Below are 21,096 nucleotides of genomic sequence, written 5' to 3' on the forward strand. Positions count from 1 at the left end.
ATTCACGGCAGGCGAGCGGAGACGGACCATGACGAATATGGAATTGATAAAGCAGAGGGCGCCTCTCGGGGGAGGCGCCCTCTTCGTCCGGCTCATCTTCCGCCGCGCCGCTCACATCGCGATACGCAATCTAAGAAACGCTTTGGCAGTCGATAAGACCGGGCGTACGACTTCGCGTTACGCGGTCCCCTAAATTATTGGGGTCCGCGGATCCTGGCGGGCGCGGCGCAATTCTTCTTCGCTGTAGGCGCGGCCCTCTTCATCAAACTGGCGCCAGCCATTGTCGCGGAACAGCTCCCGGCGGGCGTTGATATCGACATGATCGTGGCTGTCGAGGATTTCCTGGGCGACGGCCGCGCGATCGTCGACGACCCGCGCGGAGACCAGGCTGCCACCACGCCGGACACCTTCGGCGTAGAAATGCGCGTCATCTTCTGCGACGCCAGAACGGGTGAGTGCACCGACGATGCCGCCACCGATGGCACCGGCGATGGCACCTGCCGCCGCACCGACGGCGGTTGCCGCCAGCCAGCCAGCGGCAATGACGGGGCCGACACCCGGAATGGCGATGATGCCGAGGCCGGCCAGTAGACCAGCACCACCCCCGACCAGGGAGCCGGCACCGGCGCCGTCGGCCGCGATATCAGCGGCCGTCTCTTTCTCGGCCCCCGTCGGATAGTGTTTGTCGACATTGTTGGAGACGAGACTGATATCCACCGGCGGAATGCCGGCATCTTCCAATGCCCGCACCGCTGCGGCGGCATCATCGTAATTGTCATAGAGCGCGCTGACGGTCTTGGTCATGATCCGACTCCTGGGCCAAAGTTCTGGGCAGCTTGGTTCTGGTTGGTTCTGGGCAGCTTGCCGCGCTGCCTGGCGAACCGATCTCCAGACCCAATGCCGTCAGGCGGCCGGCGTTCCAGCGCGCGCCGCGCAATCCGCGTCATGACGGCCTTTTCGGAGAAATGGCGCCACATAGTCCTCGGACCATAATCCGGGGCCAGGTTCCGGAACGAAAATCCCAGTGCCCGGTTTTAGACCTGCCGTTTCGCAAGCTCTGTCGTCACGCATCCAGCAGGCAGCAATCATGTCGATCGCTCAGAAATTCACGCAGTTCGCCAACGCGACGGCGCACGCCACCGGCCGACCCCTTACGTTCGTCGGCTGCTGTGCCATCGTCGTCATCTGGGCTGCCTGCGGACCCTTATTCGGCTTCTCCGACACCTGGCAGCTGATCATCAACACCGGCACCACCATCATCACCTTCCTGATGGTGTTTCTGATCCAGAATACCCAGAACCGCGACAGCGCGGCGATCCAGGTGAAGCTCGATGAATTGCTGCGCTCCCACCGTCCGGCCAGTAACGATTTCATCGGGGTCGAACATCTCACCGAGGATGAGCTTGAGGACTTGCGCGCCAAATGCGAGGCGGCCGTGACAGTCGCTCAGCGAAAGGCGGCCAAGAAGGTGGGGTGAATCGGCACGCCTTGCCCAAATGCGCTCCTGCAACGTAAAGTGGCATGACTGCCGCCAGCGGCTGCACCGGCGTGGGCGCCGCAGGTGCCAACTGGCATGCCGGCAGTGGCGAGGCTGGCCACAGTGGAGGGGGCCATGGTGGCGGGGATGGGGGGAGCGGATGTGGGAGCGGAAGCTGATCCCGGCCATGCCTTGTTCCCAGGCCTTGTTCAAAGGCGGCTCCGGGAACAACGGCACAAACTGAATGGACCCTCGGTATTTCTGCGCCCCACCCGGCGTTTTTGCCCATCTCCCATGTCGCGCCTGCGAATTGACCGGCCTCACCGATGGTGTAGGATGCCGACGATAACCTTTGTTAAATCAAGGAATTGGGGTTTCTGAATGAGTGATTCGAAAGGGCTGATGGCGGGAAAGCGCGGCCTTATCATGGGCGTTGCCAATGACCGCTCGATCGCCTGGGGGATTGCCAAGGCGGTGGCGGCGCAGGGCGGGGAACTGGCCTTCACCTATCAGGGCGAGGCGCTGGAGCGCCGCGTAAAGCCGCTGGCCACCTCGATCGGCGCCGACATCGTGGTGCCCTGCGACGTGACCGACGATGCCAGTATCGACGCCACCTTTGCCACGCTGAAAGAGCGTTGGGGCAGCCTCGACTTCGTGGTCCATGCCATTGCCTTTTCCGACAAGGATGAGTTGAAGGGCAAATATGTCGACACGACGCGCGGCAATTTTTCGCGCACGCTGGACATTTCCTGCTTCAGCTTCACGGCCGTCGCCAACCGCGCCAAGGACCTGATGACCAATGGCGGGTCCATGGTCACCCTCACCTATCTCGGCGCCGAGCGGGTGATGCCGCATTACAATGTGATGGGTGTCGCCAAGGCGGCGCTCGAATGTTCGGTGCGCTATCTCGCGGCCGATCTGGGCGAACTCGGCATTCGCGTCAATGCGATTTCGGCGGGTCCGATCAAGACGCTGGCTGCATCGGGCATCGGCGATTTCCGGCAGATCCTGCGCTGGAACGAGCTTAATGCGCCACTGGTGCGCAACGTCACCATCGAGGATGTCGGTGGTGCCGGCCTCTATTTCGTTTCCGACCTGTCGCGCGGTGTCACCGGCGAGCTGCATCATGTCGATAGCGGCTATAATGTCGTTGGCATGCTGCGGCCGGAATCGGCGGTGGAACTCACCGAGATGCTGCGCAATTTCTCGAAGACCGATTCCTGAAGGCGGCATCCGTTACATGTCGCATAATTCTTTCGGGCATCTGTTTCGGTTCACCACCTGGGGCGAAAGCCATGGGCCGGCCATCGGCTGCGTGGTCGACGGCACGCCGCCGGGCATAACCATCGAGCCTGCGGAAATCCAGCATTGGCTGGATCGCCGCAAGCCCGGCCAGTCGCGCTTTGTGACGCAGCGGCGCGAGTCGGATACGGTCGAGATCCTCTCCGGCGTGTTCGAGGGCAAGACCACCGGGACACCGATCTCGCTCTTCATCCGCAACGAGGATCAGCGCAGCAAGGATTACAGCAAGATCGCCGATCAGTTCCGCCCGGGCCATGCGGATTACACCTATTGGGCCAAATATCAGGGCATCCGCGATTATCGGGGCGGCGGGCGTTCATCGGCGCGGGAGACGGCCTCGCGGGTCGCGGCCGGAGCAGTCGCGCGCAAGGTGCTGGACCATCTGCTGCCCGCACCGGTCGAGATCCGTGGCGCCCTGGTGCAGATCGGACATCACAAGATCGACCGGCGCGCCTGGGATTGGGACGAGGTCGAGAAGAACCCGTTCTGGTCGCCCGATGCCGCGACGGCTGTCGTGTGGGAGGAATATCTCGATAGCGTTCGCAAGTCCGGCTCATCGATCGGCGCCGTTATCGAAGTGGTGGCAAAGAATGTGCCGGTGGGATTGGGCGCACCGCTTTACGGCAAGCTCGATGCGGATCTTGCATCAGCGATGATGAGCATCAATGCGGTCAAGGGCGTCGAGATCGGCGCCGGTTTCGAGGCAGCGGCCCTGAGCGGCGAAGAGAATGCCGATGAGATGCGCATGAAGGACGGCAAGGTCGCGTTCCTCTCCAACAAGGCCGGCGGCATTCTGGGCGGCATCTCGACCGGGCAGGATGTGGTGGTGCGCTTTGCGGTGAAGCCGACCAGTTCGATCAACACGCCGCGCAAGGGTGTCACCACGCAGGGCGAAGAGGTCGATGTGGCGACCACCGGCCGCCATGACCCATGTGTGGGTATCCGGGCCGTCCCCGTGGGTGAAGCGATGCTGGCGATCGTGCTCGCCGATCATCTGCTGCGGCACCGCGGGCAGATCGGCCAAGGTTAAAGGGACCTGCGTCAGGGCAGACACATTCTTTACCGATTTGGAAACATTTGGTGATTAATTCCTATAAGGAATGTTAACGTGATGCCCGCCGGTGCGCCGGCCTTCCTGATCACGCCATGCTTACCTTTTGGATCCGATGCAAGCAGACAAATCGCGATGGAAAAAGAAGGCTGGCATCGAGTCAGCAGCCCTCCTCAAGCTGGAGACGGAATGGAACGCATGGGCAGTGGCGGATGGCCTGCCGCGGCGCGATCGCTTCGACCCGATGAACTTCCCCGACATCCTGCCGTGGATGATCCTCGCTGAACTGGTCGACCAGCCTAACGAGGCGCGGCCCTATGACATGTATTTCCGCTACATCGGCACCGAGTTCGCGCGCTATTTCAATGCGCAATCGGTGACGCGCATGCTGCTCAGCGACGTGGGCGCGCCCTATACCGAACGCTGGTTCACCGTCGCCGACGCGGTGAAGAAGGCGAAGGCGCCGCGCTACTTCAAGGGCACCCCGTTCGGCACCGGCTATGACTATATCGCGCTGGAGATGCTGGCCTTGCCCTTTGCAAAAGAGGCTGAGAAAGTCGACTTCATCCTATGCAGCTTCGCCCGCACCGAAGAGCTGCTGCTGTGAACGCCAGAGTGCCTTAGAGAACATGCAGGACGAGATGCAGTGGCTGGCCAAAACGGACATCGCGTCACCTGCGCTGCGCGATCTGGAAAAGACGTGGCGCAGCTGGTCGAAGGACGGCGCCCTGCCCTTGCGCGCCAAATTCGATCCGCTCGATTTTGCGACATTGCTGCCCTGGATGCTGTTTGCCGAGATCGTGCCGGCGGCGCCGGAGGTGACCACCATCCCCTATGACATGCTGATCAGATATGTCGGCCGCGAATTTGCCTATTATTTCTCATCGCGCCAGGAACGGCGCCTGCTCAGCGAATTGGAACAGCCCTATCTCGCGCGCTGGTTCTCTGTCTATGACGCGGCACGCCGGGCCCAGGCACCCTGCTATTTCGAGGGCAGTCCGATCGGCACCGGCCATGATTATTTGACCCTGGAAATCCTGGCCTTGCCCTTCGACCGGACAGCGGGCGAGACCGGCTTCGTGCTGTGCACCTTTGCGCGCAAGGAATAGGCGCCGTCAGCGCCGCTTGAACACGGCCACCAGTTCGACATGATGCGACCAGACGAACTGGTCGAGGATGGTGAGTGACGTCAAATCATAGCCACCGTCCAGCAGCAGCCGTGCATCGCGCGCAAAGCTTGCCGGATTGCAGGAGACCGCGATCACTGTCGGCACACGGCTTTTCACCAGCATGCGCGACTGCATTTCGGCACCCGCGCGCGGTGGATCGAACACCACGGCATCGAAGGGTTTCAAATCATTCGGCGGCAGTGGCGACTGGTCGAGATCGCGCGGCAGCGTTTCGATGCGGCCGGACAGCTGCGCGCGATTGGCACCATTGGTGAGGGCCGCGATCGCGGGCTTGGCGCTGTCGATCGCGAGCACGCGCGCCTTCTTGGCCAACGGAAAGCTGAAGGTACCGCTGCCGGCATAAAGATCGGCGATGCGTTTTGCCTTGCCGACACCGGCGACAACGGCTGCCACCAGCGCCGCCTCGCCGGCCGCACTCGGCTGCAGGAAGGCGCCGATGGGCAGATCGACGAGCTGATCGGCAAAACGGATCTGCGGCACACGTTCCATGAAGATAGGTTCGGGCTGGGCGCGGCCATGTTGCCACGCCACCCGCGCAAAATCGGCCGCGCGCGCCACGGCGATGACCGGCTGGCGGCGCGCTTCAGCAAGATTCACATCGGCCAGCACCAGCACGTCGAGGCCGGTCAGCGTCTCGGTCACCTGGATGTCGGCCGCCTGCTTGTTGTGGAGGATTGCGGCAGCGAGTGCGCGGAGATGCGGGATGGCGGCGCGCAAGGGCGGCGTCAGGACCAGGCAATCGTCGAGGGGTACGATGCTGCTGCTCATCGCCTCGTGGAAGCCGAGCGTCAGTTGGTCATTGTCCTTGGTGGCGGCGAAGACCGCGCGCCGGCGCATGCCGGGTTCCGTGGTGACGAGTGTTGCATCCGCCGGCATGGTGATACCGCGCGTCGCCAGGGTTGCCGCGACCTGCGCCTTTTTCCAGGTGCTGTAATCGGGCAGTGCCAGATGCTGCATCTGGCAGCCGCCGCATTGCGTGAAGACCGGGCACGGCGCCACCACGCGGTTCGGGGCGGGCGTCACGATTTCCTTCAGGCGGCCGGCAAAGGCATCCTTGCCCTTGGCGGTGAGGGCGACGCGAACGCGTTCGCCGGGCAACGCATAGGCCACGAACACCTGGGCCCCCTGATAGCGCGCGACGCCGTCGCCCTGCGCGCCCAGCGTATCGATGGTGAGATCGACAGTGTCGGTGATCGTCGGTTGCGGTGCCTTAGCCATCATGCGACACCCTTCCGCGCGGCGATGAGGAATTCCTTGTTGCCTTCGGGGCCGAGGATCGGGCTTTCCGAAATACCGAGCACAGTCCAGCCGGGCAACCCCGCAAACCAGTCATGAATGCGCGCACAGACCTGTTCATGCAAGGCGGGATCGCGCACGACACCCCCCTTGCCGACCAGGGCCGGGCCCACCTCGAATTGCGGCTTGATGAGCGCCACAGCCCAGGCGTCGGCTTTGGTCAGCGCCAGGGCCGCCGGCAGGACCGTCTGCAGGCCGATGAAGCTTGCGTCACACACCACGATATCGAGGGGGTCCGGAATCTGTTCAGCCGTCAGATGGCGGGCATTGGTCTTTTCCAGCACGATCACGCGCGGATCCTGGCGAAGCTTCCAGGCCAGTTGGCCGTGCCCGACATCGACGGCATAGACCTTGGCGGCACCGTTTGTGAGCAGCACATCGGTAAAGCCACCGGTCGAAGCGCCGATATCGGCGGCGATGCGGTCCGTCACCGGCAGGTCGAACACGGCGATGCCGTGGGCGAGCTTCAAGCCACCGCGACTGACCCAGGGATGGTCCTGTCCCTTCAAATTAAGCGGTGCGTCGAGCGGCAATTGGTCGCCGGCCTTGTTGATGCGCTTGGTGTCGCTGTAGACGAGACCAGCCAGGATCAGCGCCTGCGCCTTGGCGCGGGTTTCGACGAGACCCCGGTCCACCAGCAATTTGTCGACACGTTCCTTGGCCATGAGCGTTTATATCACGTCCCGGCGGGTCGGGCGGGAAGATGGCGGCGGGAGATGACGGCAAAACGCAGCAACAGCAGCAGGCCCGACGTCATGAGGCCGATGGCGAGGCCCCACCACACGCCCGGGCCACGCACGTCCAGCACATAGGCCATGGTGATGCCGCCGCCGATGCCGATGACCCAATAGCCAAAGAAGGCGATCAGCATCGGCATCTTGGTGTCCTTGTAGCCACGCAAGGCACCCAGCGCCGACACTTGCAGTCCGTCGAAGAACTGGAAGATGGCGGCGATCGGGAACAAGGTTGCCGCGACCGCAAGTGCCGCCGCGTTGCCGGCATCTTTAAGGTCGAGATAGAAGCCGCTGAGCCAGACCGGCGCCAGCCACATGGTGAGCGCGCCGAACAGCATCCACAACAAAGCGAGCGCGATGGCGAGGATGCCGGCCTGGCGCGCATCCTGCGGCCGCCCGGCACCCAAGGCGTAGCCGACACGCACGGTCCCCGCCTGGCCAAGCGCATAGGGAATCATGAAGGTTATGCTGGTGACATTGAGCACGATATTATGGGCGGCCAATGCGTTGGTGCCGAAGCCGGCCATGGCGGCGGTCGAGCCGAAGAACATGCCGGTCTCGAACAGATAGGCGCCGGCGATGGGTGCGCCGACGATCAGCATTTCCTTGAGCAGCTTGCCGTCGCGCTCCCGGAGATGGGCAAAGATATTGTAGCTGGCAAAGGGTTCGAAGCGCCGCACATAGAAGATGCCCAAGGCCAGCTGCAGCCAGTAAATCACCGTTGTCGCCAGACCGATGGCGGGCACCCCCATGCCGCCCCAGCCGAAGGCGCCGAACATCAGCAGATAGAGAGTGCCGACGAAGACCGGCAGGATGGCAAGGCCGATGAGCGTGATGGCAATCGGCTTCCCCAGCACGGTGATGAAACTGCGCAGGACCTGGAACCACAGGAACGGCAGCACGGACGGCAGCCCCCACCACATCAGATGCTCGATGGCATCGATGTCGAGTTCGAATCCGGGATTATGGGCAGCGAAGATGCGCAGCACCGGACTGACACCCAGCATCACCAGCATGACAGGGAGCGCCAGAATGGTGGCCAGGCGCAGGCCCTGGCGCACGATGCGCAGCAACTCGTCAGGCTTGCCGGCACCGTGGGCGTGGGAGCCCATGGCGGCCACCGAGTAAAGAGCTCCCATGGCAAGGATCTTCGGGACATAGAGGAACTGCGCGCCGAAGCCACCGGCGGCGAAAGCGGCGGCGCCAAGGCGCCCGGCCATGGCATATTCGCTGACGCCCATGGCCATTTCGACCAGCAAGGCGACTGCGATCGGCGCCGCCAGCCAGATGGTGGCGCGGATATCGGCAAAGAGGGGGACCCGGCTACCGGCCGGCGCACCCTCGGGGGAGCCGGCCGGAGCGATCATTGGCTGTTGCGCTCCGTCAGCTCTTTCGGCTGATGACGAATTCCGTCATCCAGCGCAGGGGATCGGCCTTGTGGCCGAAAATGTCGAGATGGCCATTGGCCTGGTCGCCCAGCATCCGCGCCTGCTGGCGCGCACGCTCCAGCCCCAGGATCGAGACGAAGGTGGCCTTGCCGGCCGCGGCATCGGCGCCGGTCGGCTTGCCGGTTTCGGCGGCATCGCCTTCCGCATCCAGAAGATCGTCGACGATCTGGAAGGCGAGGCCCAGATCATGGGCGTAATTGATCAACGCGTGACGCTGTTCCTTGGAGGCGTGGCCCAGAATGGCGCCGGCTTCGCAGGAGAAGGCAATGATGGCGCCCGTCTTGAGGCGCTGCAGATGGGTGATGGCGCCGATATCGAGCTGCAGGTTTTCAGAAGCCAGGTCGATCATCTGCCCGCCAACCATGCCGGCGGCACCACCCGATGTAGCGAGCGCATAACAAAGCTCGGCGCGCACGCCGCCGTCGGGATGGGTGTCGGGATGGGCCAGCACCTCGAACGCCATGGTGAGCAGCCCGTCACCGGCCAGGATCGCCGTTGCTTCATCGAACTGCTTGTGGGCCGTGGGCTTGCCGCGGCGCAGGTCGCTGTCATCCATGGCAGGGAGATCGTCATGCACCAGGCTGTAGCAATGCAGCATCTCGATGGCTGCCGCTGCCCGCAACGCGTAATCGCCATGCACATTGAAGATGGCGGCGCTGTTGATCAGCAGATAGGGACGGATGCGCTTGCCGCCGACCATGGTCGCATAGCGCATCGCCTCATAGACCCGGGCTTCGGCACCGCTCACCGGCTGGATGAGTTCGTCGAGCTTGCGATTGACCGAAAGGGCGGCGTCGTTCAGGGCGTTCTCGATAGACACTAGAACCTCAAAATAAACGGGATGCTGGACGGATATGATCTGGCGATGGTGGAGATTCGGCGATTTGGCGATGTTGGGGTCTCAGTCGATGTTGGCAGGCACCGCCTGAGGCTTGCCATCGGCCCCCAGCACGATCTTTTCGACCTTGAGCTGGGCTTCCTTGAGCTTGGCTTCGCAATGCTGCTTGAGGGCGGCGCCCCGCTCATAGGCGTTGATCGCCTCGTCGAGCTTGTTGTCGCCCCGCTCCAGGCGCTTTACCAGCTCCTGCAACTCGGCCAACGCTTCTTCGAAACTCATTCCAGCAATATCTGCGGGCAGCTTGGCGCCACCCGATTTACTGTCTGCCATTGCCTGCCCCAACACTCTGCCCAGGTAAGATTTCTGTAACGAGCGGCATGCGATAGGAGAGCTGCCGTCCATCAAAAATGGCGCAGGCGCGGCCTTCTGTCGCAAGGCAGCCGCGCCGGCGCCGATGGCGGGCATTCTACTGACCGACCCAGCCTGGGACAATAGGCGGGAATTGTTCTGTTTCAGCAGGTTGGCAATATGGTCCCGGCGAATCGCCACCCTAGACGATGGTAGGGGCCCGACTTGCGATGATTGCAATTTGCGCCCCGATCTTGCCAAATGCCCGCTACAGGGAAATTTGACCCAAGAAAATGACACCGACCGACAGCACAGCTACATCAACCGCAAATACGGCCTCGCGCCCTCGTCCCGCCGGCCTTTTCCGCCGTGCCAACCGCTTCATCCGCTATCGCCTGGTGACACCATTGCTGCGTGCGCGGCATCCGGCCGAATATTCCGCCCGCAGCGTGCTGGTCGGGGTGGTCTGTGGCCTGATGCCGATCATCGGCCAATCGACCGTGGTGCTGGCCGTCTGGCTCATTGCCCGACGCTTCAACTGGGGCTTCAACGTCGTCATCGCGGCCCTGTGGACCTTCATCAGCAACCCGCTCACCACGCCCTTCATGTTCTATGGCTTCTACGTCACCGGCCAGGTGATGATGGGTCATTGGAACGATCTTTCCGGCTTCGACCGCTTCGTGTCGCTGTCACGGGACCTGGTCAATGACGAGCTTGGCCTCTGGGACCAGGTCAAGCTGATCTCGCGCCTCCTCTTCCTCGATTGGGCGCTCGCCATGTGGGTGGGCTTCATTCCCTGGGGCGCGCTGTGCGGCTGGCTCGGCTATCGCTGGAGCCTCAAAGCCATCCACGCCTATCGCCACGTCCGCGAAAAACGCATCCAGCGGAGACGCGACGAACTGGCCGCGATCGACGCGCTGAAGGCTTAGCGGATCCATATGCTTCGATCTGTTCCCTCTCCCTTTAGGGGGAGGGTTAGGGTGGGGGCATAAGCGATGGCTGGTGCAAAGCAAGACTGAAACCGCCCCCACCCCGGCCCTCCCCCTAAAGGGAGAGGGAGAAGGAGCAGGCCTCACGCCTTCTGCAACCCTGCTACATGGGCGGCGGTGGATTCGGCCAGGGCGTTGAGGTCGTAGCCGCCTTCCAAGGTCGAGACGATGCGGCCGTCGCAGATGGCAGCGGCCAGCGCCACGAGTTCGTCGGTGACCCAGGCGTAATCCTCGGTCTCGAATTCCAGGCTGGCCAGCGGGTCGGCGCGGTGGGCGTCGAAGCCGGCGGAGATCAGCAGCAGGTCGGGTTTGAACTTTTCGATGGCCGGCAGGATGGTTTCCTCGACCGCATCGCGGAACTCTTCCGAGCCGGCATAGGGTGGCAGCGGCGCGTTGACGATGTTGCCGACACCCTTCTCATGCTTGGCGCCGGTGCCGGGATAAAGCGGCATCTGATGCGTCGAGGCATAGAGCACACGCGGATCTCCGGCGAAGATGTGCTGTGTGCCGTTGCCGTGATGGACGTCGAAATCGAACACAGCGACGCGCTTGAGGCCGAAGGCGTCGAGCGCCTCGGCAGCGCCCACCGCGATATTGTTGAAAATGCAGAAACCCATGGCAAGGTCGCGCTCGGCATGATGGCCCGGCGGGCGCACGGCGCAGAAGGCGTTCTTGAGTTCGCCCTTGATCACCGCGGCCACCGCCGCCGTAACAGCACCGGCAGCGCGCAAGGCGGCTTCACCGGAACCTGGCGAGAGGACAGTGTCGCCATCCAGCTCGCCCCGCCCGACCGACGGGATGGCGGCGAAGACTTCGTCGATATAGGCGCGGGTGTGGACGCGTGCCAGCTGGTCGCGGCTGGCCTGCGGTGCTTCGCGCCGGTCGAGGGCGGCATAGATGGGATCGTCGATCAGGCGCAGGATGGCGGCGAGGCGCTGCACACGCTCTGGGTGGCCCGGACCCGTATCATGTTCCAGGCACGCCGCATGCGTGTAGAAGCCGGTCGTCATGGAGTCCCGCTAGCAAGGCGCTGCAGGCGATAGAGCGCGCCCGCATCGGCAACCAGCAGCGAACCATCGGTCGCCGGCAGATAGAGGGCGAACAGACGGCCAAGACAGAATCCGGCGATGCCGTCCTTGCCATCCTTGCTGGCAGCATCGGCTTTTGCGATGAGGGCCTGCTCGTCGGCATCGAGCGGCCGGCCGCGCGCTTCGGTGAGGGGCTGCAGGGTCGGGCCGGCACAACCGGCGCCATTCAGCGACGCCAGCGAATGCCGGTCGAGGCGGATGAGGCGACCCTTCTGGTCGGGCTTGGTCAAGGCCGGGTCGGCAGCCGTGATCACTTCGGCGATCTGCCACAGGCCGGTCAGCAGGCGCGCGGGATCGGCTTCAGCCTGCTTCTGCGCCGGGTCCGACAATTGCGCAAAGCGCGCACGGTAGAGATCGGTGAGGCAGGTGAGACCTTCGGCACTCACGTCAGCAACATCGTCATCGGCACCGGGCATGATGCCGCAGGCGGGGCCGCGCTGTGCGGCCCAATCGCGCTGTTCGCGGCGCAGGGTTTCGGCATCACTGGAATGGCTGAGCGCTTCGGCATAAGACGCAGCCATGTCGGCATCGAGCGATGCGAGACTCGGATTGTTGCAGATCGCATGTTCGACCGGGGTCGCGGCTTTGGTGCAATCGAAGCTCGGCTGCGCATCCTGCGCCAATGCGGGAGCAGCAAGCAGCAAGGTGACAGCGGCAGCAATGAAAACGGAACGGCGCATCAAACGGTACCCTTCTTCAAACCGGCGATGAGCAGCATGAGCCATCCGAGAACAAGGAGACTGCCGCCAACGGGGGTAATGTAAACAGACCAATGAGGCCCGTCCCCCTGGGCTGAAGGCAGGAGGGCCAATAGATATAGACTACCCGAAAATAGCAGCGCGCCAAGGGCGAAGGCGAGGCCGGAGATTGTGACAAGACGCACAGATTGTCGCCCAGGCTGCCGCACCGTCAGCGCGGCGATGCCAAGCAGCGCCACTGCATGCCACAGCTGGTAGGCGCTGCCGGTCTTGACCCATTCGATGGCCGCCGGCGCCAATGTCGCCTCTGCACCATGCGCGCTCCAGGCGCCGAGCGCCACCGCCATGACCCCATGAAATCCTGCCGCCGCCAACCAGTTGCTCATGCGTCACCTACTTGTTCCAGCCAAATACCTACAGAATGCAGGCATTTGAAGAACTATCGCATGACGCGCGGGATATGGCATCATTCCTGCCTGCGACCAGATGCCCATCCCGTTTCATCGGATTTCCCGCAACCCAGATTCCCCATAACGCAGAGTGGCCATTCCGATCATGAGCGAGCAAGATATCGTCAGTGCCAAGGACGGCGCGATCCGCCGCCTGACCCTCAACCGCCCGCAGCGGCTCAACGCGCTGACGCGCAGTCTGCTGGGCGATCTCTCCGATGCCCTGGCCGACATCGCCGCCGACGATGAGGCGCGTGTGCTGATCATCACCGGCGCGGGGCGTGGCTTCTGCGCTGGCCAGGACCTCACCGACAAGGGTGCGGTCGAGGATGGCCGCGTCTGCCGCGACACGGTCGAGCGCTATTATAATCCGGTGGTGCGACAGATCCGCAGCCTCGACCTGCCGGTGGTGGCTGCGGTGAATGGGATCGCTGCCGGTGCCGGCATGTCCCTGGCGCTGGCCGCCGACATCACGGTTGCGACCGAAAGTGCCATGTTCGATCTCGCTTTCGCCCGCATCGGGCTCATCCCTGATGCCGGTGGCACCTATATCCTGCAGCGGCTGCTCGGCCCGGCCCGAGCCATGGGTCTTGCCATGCTGGGCGAGAAGCTGACGGCAAAGTCCGCCGAGGATCTCGGCCTCATCTGGCGCGCTATTCCCGATGCGGACTTTACGACGGAAGTCGATGCGCTGGCAGCGCGCCTTGCAACCTCCCCCACCCGTGCGCTGGCGCTGATGAAGAAGGCCTTCAATGCCGGCGGCCATCACAGTTTGGAACAGCAATTGGCGCTGGAAGCGGAACTGCAATCGCAAGCCGCCGACAGCGAGGATTTCCAGGAAGGGCTGGCTGCGTTCCTTGCCAAGCGGCGCCCGACATTCAAAGGACTCTGACATGTTTCCCATCGCCGACCGCTGGTTTGAGACGAAGCGCATCAGTGACGACATCACGCTGTTGTGGGAGCCGCACGTCATTCCGCTCATGCGGTGCAATATCTGGCATGTGCGCGGGCGCGACCGTGATCTTGTCGTCGATACCGGCATGGGCATCGCCAGCTTGACCGAGGCCGCGAAGCATTTGTTCGGCAAGAAGGTAACGGCGGTGGCGACGCATACCCATGCCGATCATATCGGCAGCCATCATGAATTCGAACACACGCTGGTGCATAAGGCGGAAGCCGACAATCTCGGCAAGCCGACCGAGGATGGCACGCTGCTTTATTCGGATTTCAGCCAGGAAGAGCTGCTGATGATCCGGGTCGCTGGCTACCAGATCGACAGCGACCTCATTACCGCCATTCCGCATAAAGACTATGATTTGCGGAGCTACAAGGTGCATCCGGCCAAGGTGACCGAGATCGTCGAGGAAGGCGATATCGTGGAGACCGGCGACCGGCGCTTTGAAGTGCTGCATCTCCCGGGCCATTCGCCAGGATCGATGGGCCTGTGGGAGAAAGCGACCGGCACGCTCTTTTCCGGCGATGCGCTCTATGACGGACCGCTGCTCGACGAGCTCGGACATTCCGATATTCCAGCCTATGTCCGCACGATGAAGCGCCTGCGGGAGCTGCCGGTCAATGTGGTCCATGCCGGCCATGATCCAAGCTTCGGCCGCGAGCGGCTGGTGGAACTGTGCGACGCGTATTTGAAGAAGCGGGCGTAATCATGCGTCTGCAGCAGCGCCGATGATCGCATGAGGGGAGTGCGTACGATGGAGCAAGCCGACGACCGGCGAACAAGGACCGTCAAGGAATTTCTGCTTGTCTTCGTTCTATATTTTGGTGCGTTTTCTGGCCTGGGCAGAGATTTTCTTTGGTATGCGGTAGCTGCACTTGTCGCAGCACTGCTTGTACACGCAACGCGCTATGCGAAAGAGCCATATTGCTATGTGTTGCGAACACTCATCTTGGTCCTGGCGCTCGTCATAATTAATGTGAACATCCCGGTCGCCCCTGTGCCGGCCAATGCCGCGTTAGTCGGTATTGCGATTTTTACCGGCTATCTTGGCTTCAGGTCCAAAATTCTGGCAGAAAATAAGCTCACGCCAAGATCGAGCGGCGATCGGCCGTAGCCTTTTGGAGCAGTTCCCTACCCCTTGCCCACGGCCGCGATCCAGGCGGCGATGCGTTCGTCGCACAGCACGACTTCGCGGCGGTCGGGGTTGAAGAAGGCGTTGGGGCCGCCGCATTCGGTGACCAGCAGCATGCGCGCATAGGGGAGCGCCAGTTCCGCATTGAGCTGTTCGGCGAGACTGTCATAGAGGCCGTTGCCACGTAGGGATTCGGCGATCGCCTCGTTGGCAGCGTCGATCACCGGGGCGATCTCGACATAGAGCGGACCGGAATCCTTAGGTGGCGTAAGGCCAGGCCCACGGCGATAGGGAGCAAGGCGCCCGTTCCAGATGGCAGCCGATTTGGCCTCGGCCTTGGCGCAGTCGGCCGCTGCCTTGGCATCGATTCCCAAGGTCGAGCCCAAGGCGGCATGGGCCACCGGATCGGCGCCGATCAACTGGCAGGCAAGGAGCTTGGCGAATTTGGGCGCCAGCGGCGTTTCCTTGGCCGGATCCAGGGTGGCGGCGAAGGCGAGGAAAGCATCCAGCGCCTTGCCCAGATCGACCTCGCCCGCGGGTGGCGGGTCGGTGAGGCCGGTGAGCAGCATGAGCTGCACCGCGCCGATGATGGCGTCTTCCGATTCCGCCGCGGCAGCGCCGCTTTCGGACGTACTTTGCGCATCCGGCAGCAGGGAAGCGGCCACGCTGATGTGGAATTCCGCCACCAGGGCCCCCAGCACGACATCATCGTTGATGTCGGTGGCATGGGCAGCGGTGGCTGCCCAAAGTGCTGCTGTCGCCCCGGTCATGACCGCTACACATTGCCGCGCCCGCATGAATCTGTCCGCAATTCCGTGTCGTTATGGTTGCAGCATGGCATGATTTGCCTTCGGAATGCACGTCCCACGCCACAATATCGCCATGCCGCCCCAGCATATAGCCAGGCAAGGACAGACTGCGTTATGGAGAGCCGGAGATTCCGGCCCCAAAGAGATAAAGTGGGTGGGACAGTGCCAGAAGATTACATGACCGATATCGCTTCCCCCGACATGGACGAGCCGGCGGCACCAGCGGGGCCGCCGAAGAATGCCTTTCTGCGCGGCCTCCATGTCGGGCTGGCACTGGGTGGTGTCACACTGGTGATCGTCACCTTTCTGCCGCTGCTGCACCCGTTCTGGCCGCTGGCGTCGGTGGCCGAGCATTTTGCTTTTCAGGTCCTGATGGGTGCTGCGGCGCTCGGCATCGTGGCGGCCCTGCTGCGCCGTTGGCGCTGGCTGGGTGTCGTCGGAGGTGTCGCTTTCATCCAGCTATGGACCATCCATCCCTATTGGCCAGGCTTCGTCACGGGTTTCGTCACCGGCCATAAGGCGGCGCAAGCCAGCCCAGCCGCATCAGAAACGGGCACGCTGAAAGTCATCTCGCTCAATGTTCATCACCGCGGCAAATCCTACGATGCCGTGCGCCAGTATCTCAGCAATAGCGGTGCCGATATCATCGGCCTGGTGGAGATGTCGCGGATCTGGAAGGTGGAACTGGCCCCGCTCGATGCGATCTATCCCTATCGCATCGACTGCATCGATGCCGACGAGGTCTGCGAGGAGATGCTGCTCTCGAAATATCCCTTCCAGCGCGGTGCTGCCGCGCGCGTCGGTGGGGCCATGCCTGTTCTGGCCTGGGGCGAGGTCGTCCCGCCTGGTGGCAGCAAGCCGCTTACCTTTGCCGTGAGCCATGTCGCCTGGCCGCTGATGAACGCAGCCCCAATCGAACTCGCCGGCAATGCCTTTCGCACGTCGCTGCCGCACGGCCTGCCGCGCCTCGCCCAGGCCGAGCAGGTCGAGAATCTCGCTGCCGGCTTGCATGCACTTGGCCCCAATCTGGTGCTGATGGGAGATTTCAACGCGGCGCCCTGGAGCCGCATCCAGCAATATCTCCGCCAGCAAAGCGGGCTCGACAATCAGGGCTTCCTCGTTCCCTCCTGGCCGGCCTGGGGGCCGGCCCTCATCCACCTGCCCATCGATCACGTCATGACGCGCGGGTCGCCGCGCCTGGTTTCCTTTGAGGCCGGTCCCGATGTCGGCTCCGACCATCTGCCGGTCGAAGCCATTCTGGCGCTGACAACAGAATGAGGCGACGGCGACCCGGCCCCATGTTCCTGTTGGGCCCGTGGCTGGTGCTGGCGCTGGCTGTCCTGCTGGCGCCATTGTCTTTGCATTTGGTGGTGATCGATGGCTTCCGCCTGCCGCTGCTGCTCATGGGGATTGTCCTGCTGGCCGCCCTGCTGTGGCAGCGGCACTGGCGCAGCGGCATCGTCCTGGTGATCTTTTCGCTGGCGTTGCTGACACCGTGGCTGGCCAGTGGGCAGGCACCGATCGCCGGCGACATGCGGCAGATCAAACTTATCGTGCTGCCCAGTTCCGACCCCAAGGCGCTGGCCTATGCGGTGGCCGAGAAACCCGACCTCATCTTCATTCCCGATTTCAGCGACGATACCGATGTGGCGCTGGGCTGGCAGCAGGAGATCATGCCAGATCCGGCGGTGCGCCCGAAGACGGCGGCCATTCTGCCGGAACTGAAATCCGATTACCGGCCGTGGATCCTCAAGACATCCGACGGCATGGGCATTTTCGTCCGCGCCGGGTTGGTGACCACGGTTGACGATCTCCGCGTGCGGCAGGCACGACCGGGTTCCTATGCGCTGGTGCTCGATGCCAAGCTCGCCGGCACCGATCTTACCCTTGCCATGGTGCATTTGCCCCGGCCCTTTCCGATGGCCGGATTCGGCCGTCAGGTGCGGCTGGTCGAACGGCTGAGCGGGGAGCTTGCCGAGATTCCGCGACCGATCATCCTCGCCGGCGATTTCAATGCCCTGCCCTGGTCAGGCGCCCTCACAAGTCTGTCCAGCGCGATGTCCGCTGCCGGCGCGCAATGGACCGGCACCTTTCCGGCCTGGTCGCCGGTGAAACTGCCGATCGACCAGGTGCGGGTGAGCGGTGGGCTGCAGATCGTCTCGCTGGCGGCCGGGCCGTTCGTGGGCTCGATCCATCTGCCTTTGGTGGCCACCATCGCCCTGCCGCCGCGCTGAGCGCGCCCTGCCCCCGCGCTCAGCGCGCCCTGTCACTGTGCTGAGCACCCCGCATAGCGGCTATGAGCCCTTTCGCGCTTGCGGCAGGAGGGCGGAATCCCTAGTCTCCGGCGGCTTTTCTTTATCATTCCGCCCGAGAGAGACGATGACCGACGACCGTACCTATGCCCAAGCTGCGCGTGCCTGGCCGTTCGAAGAAGCTAAGAAGCTGGTCGAACGCTATAAATCCGCGCCGCCGAAAAAGGGCTATGTGCTGTTCGAGACCGGCTATGGTCCTTCTGGCCTGCCACATATTGGTACGTTCGGCGAGGTGGTGCGCACCACCATGGTGCGCCAGGCATTCCAGCGCCTCTCGGATATTCCGACACGCCTGTTCGCCTTTTCCGACGATATGGACGGACTCCGCAAGGTGCCGACCAATGTGCCGAACCAGGAAATGCTGGCCGAGCATCTGGGCAAGCGCCTGACGCTGGTGCCCGATCCCTTCGGCACCCATGAGAGCTTCGGGCATCACAATAACGCCATGCTCCGGGGCTTCCTCGACGGATTCGGTTTCGAATATGAATTCCAATCCTCAACCGATTGGTACATGTCTGGCCGTTTCGATCAGGGGCTCCTCGATGTGCTGCGCCATTATGAACAGGTGCAGGAAATCATGCTGCCGTCCTTGCGCGAAGAGCGCGCGGCCAGCTATTCGCCCTTCCTGCCCGTGTGCCAGAAGACCGGCCGCGTGCTGCAGGTGCCGATCCTCGAGACCAATGCCGCGGCCGGCACCATCGTCTATCAGGACGAGGATGGCACGAAGGTCGAAACGCCGGTCACCGGCGGGCGCTGCAAGCTGCAATGGAAACCCGATTGGGCGATGCGCTGGCATGTGATGAATGTGGATTATGAAATGTCGGGAAAGGATCTCATTCCCTCAGTGCAGCTCGCTAACAAGATCTGCCGGGAATTGGGGTCGCCCCCGCCGGACGGATTCAACTACGAGCTGTTCCTCGACGACAAAGGCCAGAAGATCTCTAAGTCGAAGGGCAATGGCCTGTCGGTCGAAGAGTGGCTGGAATATGCGCCGCCCGAGAGCCTGGCCTTGTTCATGTATCAGAAGCCGCGCGCTGCGAAGCGCCTCTATTTCGACGTAATCCCGCGGGCGGTTGACGATTATTTGACCTTCGTCGAGAAGTTTGAATCCGAGCCCGCCGCACAGAAGCTCGAGAACCCGGCCTGGCATATCCATAACGGCAAGCCGCCGGTGACCGGCAACGGTATTCCCCGCAATGCCTTGTCCTTTGGCATCCTACTCAATCTCGCCTCGGTCGCCAATGCCGAGACCAAGGATACGCTGTGGGGGTTCGTCAGCCGCTATCTGCCGCAGGCCAACCCGCAGTCGGCGCCCTTCCTCGACAAGATGGTGGGATATGCGATCAACTATTATCGCGACCATGTGAAGCCGCATAAGAAGTACAAGACGCCCGACGAGATGGAGCGCACGGCGCTGAGCGATCTGCTGGCGGCGCTGGAAGCGGCACCGGAATCGGCCACCGCCGAGGATCTCCAGAACATCGTCTTCGAGATCGGCAAGAAGCATCCCTTCCCGGAACTCCGCGCCTGGTTCAAATCGCTTTATGAGACGCTGCTGGGCCAGGAGACAGGCCCGCGCATGGGATCGTTCTTTGCGCTCTATGGCCGCAAGGAATCGGCCGCCCTCATCCGCAAAGCGCTCGACGGCACCGTCGCCGCATGACCGACAAAGCAGCAAAACCCGGCATGAAACCGCAACCGATGACGGCAGCGGTGCATGCCGGCCTTGCTGTCGATGCGGTGACCGGGGCGATTGCGCCCAACATCAGCATGTCGGTCAACAACGCGTTCCGTCCCGGCGATGGCGCGTTTTCGGCGGCGGAAGCCGGCGACCTTGTCGATCTGCCCTATCTCTATGCGCGCTGGACCAATCCGACCGTGCGGCAATTGGAGCAGCGCATGGCGGCACTCGAGAATGCCGAGGAAGCCATGGCGACGGCGACCGGTGTTGCTGCCATCGCCGCCTTGTTCCTGGGCACGCTGAAATCCGGCGATCACCTCATCATCAGCGATGTCTGCTATGCCGGTGCGCGCGAAATGGCCGACCGGCTGCTGTCCGGCTTCGGTATTGCGGTGAGTGCCGTCAATCTTGCCGATCTTGCCGCCGTGCGCGCCGCCCTGCGGCCCAATACGCGCCTCATCCATGCTGAGACACCGTGCAACCCGCTGCTGCGCCTCACCGATCTTGCTGAGCTCGCCAAGATCGCCCAAGTCCATGGCGCACTGGTCTCCGTTGATTCCACCGTGGCGACACCGGTCGCCACCCGGCCGCTTGATCTCGGTGTCGATTTCGTCATTCATTCGCTGACCAAGTTCATCAACGGCCATGGTGATGCCCTGGGCGGGATTCTCTGCGGCCGCAAGGCGGATCTTGCGCGCATCCGGTCGCTGGCCGGCGTCTATCTGGGTGCCGCGATGAGCGCCAGCAATGCCTGGCTGATCCTGCGCGGCATGGACACCCTGTTCCCACGCATGGCGCAGGTGGGTGCCACGGCGCAGAAGATCGCCGAATATCTGACCACGCATCCCAAGGTGATCGGCGTGAGCTATCCGGGATTGGCCACACATCCGCAGGCAGAGCTTGCGCGCCGGCAGATGAATTTCTTCGGTGGCCTCGTCTCGTTCCAGACCAAGGAACCCAAACAGCTGGCTGCTTTGATGCCGGACCGGCTGCGCTATATCCACTACGCCTTCTCGCTGGGCCACCAGCGCAGCATCATCGTCTATCTCGACACGGCGGAAATGATGGCATCGACCTTCAAGCTCGACGGCGCCGCTGCCGCCGATTACCGCCGCTATGCCGGCGAAGGTGTCTTCCGCCTCTCGGTCGGGCTGGAAGCGCCGGAAGACCTCATCGCCGATCTCGAGCGGGCGTTGGATGGGGTCGTGTGAAGCACATCTCCCTCTCCCTTTAGGGGGAGGGTAGGGTGGGGGCATGGGCGATAAATTTGTGAGAACGAGACTGACGTGGGGGGCGCCC

Annotated in this window: 23 protein-coding genes; 13 read left to right on the forward strand and 10 right to left on the reverse strand. The window is 63.0% G+C overall.

Annotated features, from left to right (window positions below):
• Positions 1–189: 189 nt before the first annotated feature.
• Positions 190–804 (reverse strand): general stress protein, encoded by a 615-nt coding sequence (locus tag AC1DWZ_RS18395; protein WP_477170387.1) that lies wholly within the window; start codon positions 802–804, stop codon positions 190–192.
• A 283-nt stretch (positions 805–1,087) separates the two neighbouring features.
• Between AC1DWZ_RS18395 and AC1DWZ_RS18400 the strand changes: the two genes are divergently transcribed.
• The 5 genes from AC1DWZ_RS18400 (at position 1,088) to AC1DWZ_RS18420 (ending at position 4,939) form a co-directional block, all read left to right on the forward strand.
• Complete coding sequence (locus AC1DWZ_RS18400) at positions 1,088–1,477, forward strand: low affinity iron permease family protein (protein WP_477170388.1); 390 nt, start codon at positions 1,088–1,090, stop codon at positions 1,475–1,477.
• A gap of 381 nt (positions 1,478–1,858) precedes the next feature.
• Complete coding sequence (gene fabI, locus AC1DWZ_RS18405) at positions 1,859–2,701, forward strand: enoyl-ACP reductase FabI (protein ID WP_477170389.1); 843 nt, start codon at positions 1,859–1,861, stop codon at positions 2,699–2,701.
• Between the two features lie 16 nt (positions 2,702–2,717).
• Entirely contained in the window at positions 2,718–3,809 is a 1,092-nt protein-coding gene (gene aroC / locus AC1DWZ_RS18410) for a chorismate synthase (protein WP_477170390.1), read from the forward strand.
• Positions 3,810–3,945: 136 nt separating this feature from the next.
• Complete coding sequence (locus AC1DWZ_RS18415; RefSeq protein WP_477170391.1) at positions 3,946–4,437, forward strand: PAS domain-containing protein; 492 nt, start codon at positions 3,946–3,948, stop codon at positions 4,435–4,437.
• A 22-nt stretch (positions 4,438–4,459) separates the two neighbouring features.
• Positions 4,460–4,939: a PAS domain-containing protein gene (locus tag AC1DWZ_RS18420; protein WP_477170392.1), complete on the forward strand. Its 480-nt coding sequence runs from the start codon at positions 4,460–4,462 to the stop codon at positions 4,937–4,939.
• 6 nt (positions 4,940–4,945) lie between these two features.
• On the opposite strand, the gene AC1DWZ_RS18425 is transcribed toward AC1DWZ_RS18420, so the two are convergent.
• The 5 genes from AC1DWZ_RS18425 to AC1DWZ_RS18445 all read right to left on the reverse strand — a co-directional run bounded on the left by AC1DWZ_RS18425 (position 4,946) and on the right by AC1DWZ_RS18445 (position 9,801).
• Positions 4,946–6,241, reverse strand: a complete 1,296-nt coding sequence (locus AC1DWZ_RS18425) for a class I SAM-dependent RNA methyltransferase (protein ID WP_477170393.1) — start codon at positions 6,239–6,241, stop codon at positions 4,946–4,948.
• Positions 6,238–6,981 carry a TlyA family RNA methyltransferase gene (locus AC1DWZ_RS18430; protein ID WP_477170394.1) on the reverse strand — a complete coding sequence of 248 codons (744 nt, stop codon included), beginning with the start codon at positions 6,979–6,981 and terminating at the stop codon, positions 6,238–6,240. Before AC1DWZ_RS18430 ends, AC1DWZ_RS18425 begins: the two co-directional genes overlap by 4 nt.
• Before the next feature lie 11 nt (positions 6,982–6,992).
• A complete protein-coding gene (locus tag AC1DWZ_RS18435; protein ID WP_477170395.1) occupies positions 6,993–8,417 on the reverse strand; it encodes an MATE family efflux transporter in 1,425 nt (474 codons plus the stop codon).
• Between the two features lie 16 nt (positions 8,418–8,433).
• Positions 8,434–9,318 carry a polyprenyl synthetase family protein gene (locus AC1DWZ_RS18440; protein WP_477170396.1) on the reverse strand — a complete coding sequence of 295 codons (885 nt, stop codon included), beginning with the start codon at positions 9,316–9,318 and terminating at the stop codon, positions 8,434–8,436.
• Between the two features lie 81 nt (positions 9,319–9,399).
• Positions 9,400–9,801 (reverse strand): exodeoxyribonuclease VII small subunit, encoded by a 402-nt coding sequence (locus tag AC1DWZ_RS18445; protein WP_477170397.1) that lies wholly within the window; start codon positions 9,799–9,801, stop codon positions 9,400–9,402.
• A 176-nt stretch (positions 9,802–9,977) separates the two neighbouring features.
• Between AC1DWZ_RS18445 and AC1DWZ_RS18450 the strand changes: the two genes are divergently transcribed.
• The gene (locus AC1DWZ_RS18450; protein WP_477170398.1) at positions 9,978–10,613 is read left to right on the forward strand and encodes a DUF2062 domain-containing protein; all 636 of its coding nucleotides are present in this window, start codon (positions 9,978–9,980) and stop codon (positions 10,611–10,613) included.
• Positions 10,614–10,756: 143 nt separating this feature from the next.
• Here AC1DWZ_RS18450 and AC1DWZ_RS18455 read toward each other — a convergent pair whose 3' ends face one another.
• From AC1DWZ_RS18455 to AC1DWZ_RS18465, 3 genes are read right to left on the reverse strand one after another with little or no spacing between them, the layout of a single operon-like run.
• On the reverse strand, positions 10,757–11,683 hold the full coding sequence (locus tag AC1DWZ_RS18455) for a histone deacetylase family protein (RefSeq protein ID WP_477170399.1): 927 nt from the start codon (positions 11,681–11,683) through the stop codon (positions 10,757–10,759).
• Positions 11,680–12,441, reverse strand: a complete 762-nt coding sequence (locus tag AC1DWZ_RS18460) for a lysozyme inhibitor LprI family protein (protein ID WP_477170400.1) — start codon at positions 12,439–12,441, stop codon at positions 11,680–11,682. Before AC1DWZ_RS18460 ends, AC1DWZ_RS18455 begins: the two co-directional genes overlap by 4 nt.
• Entirely contained in the window at positions 12,441–12,845 is a 405-nt protein-coding gene (locus AC1DWZ_RS18465) for a DUF423 domain-containing protein (protein ID WP_477170401.1), read from the reverse strand. Before AC1DWZ_RS18465 ends, AC1DWZ_RS18460 begins: the two co-directional genes overlap by 1 nt.
• A gap of 169 nt (positions 12,846–13,014) precedes the next feature.
• Here AC1DWZ_RS18465 and AC1DWZ_RS18470 point away from each other — a divergent pair, with 169 nt between their 5' ends.
• From AC1DWZ_RS18470 to AC1DWZ_RS18480, 3 genes are read left to right on the forward strand one after another with little or no spacing between them, the layout of a single operon-like run.
• Positions 13,015–13,800 carry an enoyl-CoA hydratase-related protein gene (locus tag AC1DWZ_RS18470; protein WP_477170402.1) on the forward strand — a complete coding sequence of 262 codons (786 nt, stop codon included), beginning with the start codon at positions 13,015–13,017 and terminating at the stop codon, positions 13,798–13,800.
• 1 nt (position 13,801) lies between these two features.
• The gene (locus tag AC1DWZ_RS18475; protein ID WP_477170403.1) at positions 13,802–14,569 is read left to right on the forward strand and encodes an MBL fold metallo-hydrolase; all 768 of its coding nucleotides are present in this window, start codon (positions 13,802–13,804) and stop codon (positions 14,567–14,569) included.
• Between the two features lie 48 nt (positions 14,570–14,617).
• Positions 14,618–14,977, forward strand: a complete 360-nt coding sequence (locus AC1DWZ_RS18480) for a hypothetical protein (RefSeq protein ID WP_477170404.1) — start codon at positions 14,618–14,620, stop codon at positions 14,975–14,977.
• Between the two features lie 17 nt (positions 14,978–14,994).
• Here the strand turns inward: AC1DWZ_RS18480 and AC1DWZ_RS18485 are convergent, their stop codons facing one another.
• Positions 14,995–15,765: a DUF4344 domain-containing metallopeptidase gene (locus AC1DWZ_RS18485; RefSeq protein WP_477170405.1), complete on the reverse strand. Its 771-nt coding sequence runs from the start codon at positions 15,763–15,765 to the stop codon at positions 14,995–14,997.
• Between the two features lie 216 nt (positions 15,766–15,981).
• On the opposite strand from AC1DWZ_RS18485, the gene AC1DWZ_RS18490 reads away from it, so the two are divergent.
• From AC1DWZ_RS18490 to AC1DWZ_RS18505, 4 genes are all read left to right on the forward strand, one after another.
• Positions 15,982–17,082 carry an endonuclease/exonuclease/phosphatase family protein gene (locus AC1DWZ_RS18490; protein WP_477170406.1) on the forward strand — a complete coding sequence of 367 codons (1,101 nt, stop codon included), beginning with the start codon at positions 15,982–15,984 and terminating at the stop codon, positions 17,080–17,082.
• A 20-nt stretch (positions 17,083–17,102) separates the two neighbouring features.
• Positions 17,103–18,038 (forward strand): endonuclease/exonuclease/phosphatase family protein, encoded by a 936-nt coding sequence (locus tag AC1DWZ_RS18495; RefSeq protein WP_477170407.1) that lies wholly within the window; start codon positions 17,103–17,105, stop codon positions 18,036–18,038.
• A 145-nt stretch (positions 18,039–18,183) separates the two neighbouring features.
• On the forward strand, positions 18,184–19,779 hold the full coding sequence (locus AC1DWZ_RS18500) for a lysine--tRNA ligase (protein WP_477170408.1): 1,596 nt from the start codon (positions 18,184–18,186) through the stop codon (positions 19,777–19,779).
• A gap of 23 nt (positions 19,780–19,802) precedes the next feature.
• Positions 19,803–21,008 carry a trans-sulfuration enzyme family protein gene (locus tag AC1DWZ_RS18505; protein ID WP_477170409.1) on the forward strand — a complete coding sequence of 402 codons (1,206 nt, stop codon included), beginning with the start codon at positions 19,803–19,805 and terminating at the stop codon, positions 21,006–21,008.
• Positions 21,009–21,096: the final 88 nt, after the last annotated feature.

The sequence above is a fragment of the Dongia sp. P2_B8 genome, from assembly GCF_056404715.1.